At 35.4% G+C, this 2,926-nt stretch carries 3 protein-coding genes; 1 reads left to right on the top strand and 2 read right to left on the bottom strand.

Annotated elements, in window-relative coordinates; genetic code table 11:
- Nucleotides 1-247, top strand: a 247-nt coding sequence (locus tag B9P78_RS10440) for a hypothetical protein (protein WP_233487879.1), incomplete at its 5' end; no start/stop codon positions are given.
- A gap of 251 nt (nt 248-498) precedes the next feature.
- On the opposite strand, the gene B9P78_RS09420 is transcribed toward B9P78_RS10440, so the two are convergent.
- Both B9P78_RS09420 and B9P78_RS09415 read right to left on the bottom strand, forming a co-directional pair.
- On the bottom strand, nt 499-1,227 hold the full coding sequence (locus B9P78_RS09420) for an O-methyltransferase (RefSeq protein WP_094519172.1): 729 nt from the start codon (nt 1,225-1,227) through the stop codon (nt 499-501).
- A 61-nt stretch (nt 1,228-1,288) separates the two neighbouring features.
- Nucleotides 1,289-2,635 carry a hemolysin family protein gene (locus B9P78_RS09415; protein WP_094519171.1) on the bottom strand — a complete coding sequence of 449 codons (1,347 nt, stop codon included), beginning with the start codon at nt 2,633-2,635 and terminating at the stop codon, nt 1,289-1,291.
- Nucleotides 2,636-2,926: the final 291 nt, after the last annotated feature.

Here is a 2,926-nt window from a genome sequence, read left to right as displayed (position 1 = left end):
TGAGCCAGGATCAAACTCTCATGAAAGTTTTCATGAGCTTGATTGCTCATTAAAGTTTGCTGACTTATTTATAGTAGTTCTCACTACTTTAGTAACTTTCGTTACTGAATTGTTGGTTTCAATCTTACCGATTGAACACCTACACAATTTGGTTCGTCTTCTTTGTTCAGTTTTCAAAGGTCTATCTCGTTGCCTTGCAGCAACTCATATATCATATCATCTTCATTCAAGCATTGTCAAGAATTAATTTCTAAAAACTTTTTCAATGACTTGCTCTCAAGAAGCAACTTTTACATGTTATCGCAGTATTGAAATACTGTCAATACTTTTTTTCAATAGCTTCTTTCGCAAGAATTGCTAGTCCGCTATTGGATACTTATGTTACGCCCATATTTACATTTTGTCAACAAAAAGAATACTATATTTTAACCTTAATTTCATACAAAAAATAAAAACCGCTCTACTGAGCGGTTTTTAAAGATTCCAATTATTAATTTGTTAGAAATTCTTTTCTAAAAGATATGAAAAATCAGTGTCATCTATTTTTTCAACTAGTAATACCCCATCACCAAGTGGCAAAATAGATGTTTTTAAATTTGGATGTTTCACAACTTCATCTAATAATAAATTTAACTTCTTATGAATTTTACGCACACGCTTAGGAATCGTTTCTAAATCATTAAAAACTGTCCCACCCTGGAAGATATCATCTATCATCAACACGCCACCAATTTGTAGGCGGTCCATAATTAACGGAAAGAAGTCAAAATACTTAGCTTTAGCAGAATCAAGTAAAGCAAAGTCGTATTGATCAGTTAATGTAGGTAAAACATCTTTGGCATCACCTTCATGAATTGTTACTCTGTCTGCAACACCCAACTTTTCAAAATTCTCTTTGGCAGCAACAATCATTTTGTCGTAACGATCAATAGTATCTAGTGTTCGCTCTTCGTGCCCATAAACCATCAATGAACCTGAGAAACCAATCGCCATACCGATTTCTAGAATCCGTTTAGGTTTCTTAATATCTAATAAAAAGTCTAAGAAAATTGCTGTTTCATGAGGAATAACCGGAACACGGTTTTCGTGTGCATATTCTTCTAGTTCCTTTAAAGGTCCCGGAAAATCTGCTTGGCCGGTACGCATAAAATTCAATACCCCTGCCTCAACGACCGGACGATCCATCATCTCGTTTTGTACGACTTTTGTTGTATGTAACTCTTCCATAATGCCTCCTTTTGGCAGAAAAAAAGTCCGGGATCATATCCGAACTTCTTTCCTTTACCTGTTAAGCTTCTAATTTTTCAGCAGCTTCAGCTGCCAGTTGTTCTTCAGTTAATTGTTTTACTTGAATACCTCGAATTCGCCCATTTTCGACTGCCGTTGTCATCAAGTTATAGTTTTCAATGCGGATGATTTCTTCAGCACGGTCGTCAGGGAAGTACCCTAATATCTCAATCATATATCCTGCAATAGTATCAGACTCAGCTGATTCCACTGATGTATGGAACAATTGATTAAATTTATCTATTGGCATGATCCCATTAATAATATAAGTTGTTTCATTGATTTTCTTATATAGGTGCGAGATTTCATCATATTCATCTTCAATGTCACCGACGATTTCCTCGATTAAATCTTCCAAGGTTACCAATCCGACTACACCATTGTATTCATCCTTTAAGATGGCCAAATGTTGATGATTCTTTTTAAATTGTAGTAACAAGTCATCTATGAAGCTTGTTTCTGGTGCGAAGAAGGCTGGTTTAATCACATCTCGAATTTCAATGTTCTCAAAGCCAACTTTACGGGCTTCTCTCAGGATATCTTTAGTATGAATAATCCCTACAATATCATCTTTATCTGTTTCAAAAATCGGTACACGTGAATATTGCGAACTTAATATTTGATTTAAAATTTCTTGGCTATCATCATCAATATCAACCATAAAAGTGTCTGTACGCGGTGTCATCACTTCTCGTGCTAGCTTAGTATCTAGTGATAAGACACCTTGCATCATTCTAAATTCGTCAATATCGATAACACCTTCCCGGCGTGACGAATTAATAATACCTTGAATTTCTTCTCTGGTAAATTGTTGGCTATCTGCCGAAAATTCGATAGGTGTTAAACGTTTCAAAATATTTGTTGATGCTGTTAGCAACCACACAAAGGGTTTGAAAATTGTTTTTAACACTGAAATAGTACCCGCAGCATTACGTGCATAAGTTTCCGGCACTTGCAAAGCTAATTGTTTAGGATATAGTTCACCTAATACCAAGGTGAAATATGACAAAATAATTGTAACTGCTGCTGTGGCAAGGATTTCTGCTGCTGGTAAACCACTCATATATGGGCGCAAGTATGCAACGAAAGTTGTTGATGCCGCTGCAGATGAGAAGAACCCAGCGAAGGTTATCCCAACTTGGATAGTTGATAAGAAGTCATCCGAATTTTCCAAAAGTTTTAAAACTTTTTTCGATTTGACATCCCCTTCTTCTGCCATATCCTCTAATTTTGAATGATTTACGGATACAAAAGCCATTTCAGCTCCTGCTAAAAATGCATTCACCAATGTTAAAACAACGATTAAAAATATCTGTCCACCTACGTTTGAGGCCCCAGGATCTCCCATAATGTCGAATTCTCTCCTTTATTTTCAAGTACAATAAGTCTGATTCTAGTATACAACCCAAACGTTGAAAAGGCAACATTCGTATACCACCTTTAAGATATATAACGATAAAAGCCATTTATATGACGAATTTAAAATTTAAGTGCAACAACAATAATAAAATGAAAAAAGATCCATAGTTTTCCTATAAAATAGATGTACCAACCAACTATTAGAAGGAGAAAGCTATGAATCCATACACACATCTTACCATGAATGAGCGAGAAACAATATTCCTAATGTATGAACAAG

Origin of the sequence: Aerococcus sp. 1KP-2016, from assembly GCF_002252085.1 — a bacterium.
Taxonomy (GTDB): Bacteria; Bacillota; Bacilli; order Lactobacillales; family Aerococcaceae; genus Aerococcus.
This window is presented reverse-complemented; position numbering and strand designations above follow the sequence as displayed.

What these genes read in the sequence shown, in the direction of transcription:
- B9P78_RS09415 (WP_094519171.1), bottom strand. Translation starts at nt 2,635, where the DNA reads ATGGGAGATCCTGGGGCCTCAAACGTAGGTGGACAGATATTTTTAATC.
- B9P78_RS09420 (WP_094519172.1), bottom strand. Translation starts at nt 1,227, where the DNA reads ATGGAAGAGTTACATACAACAAAAGTCGTACAAAACGAGATGATGGAT.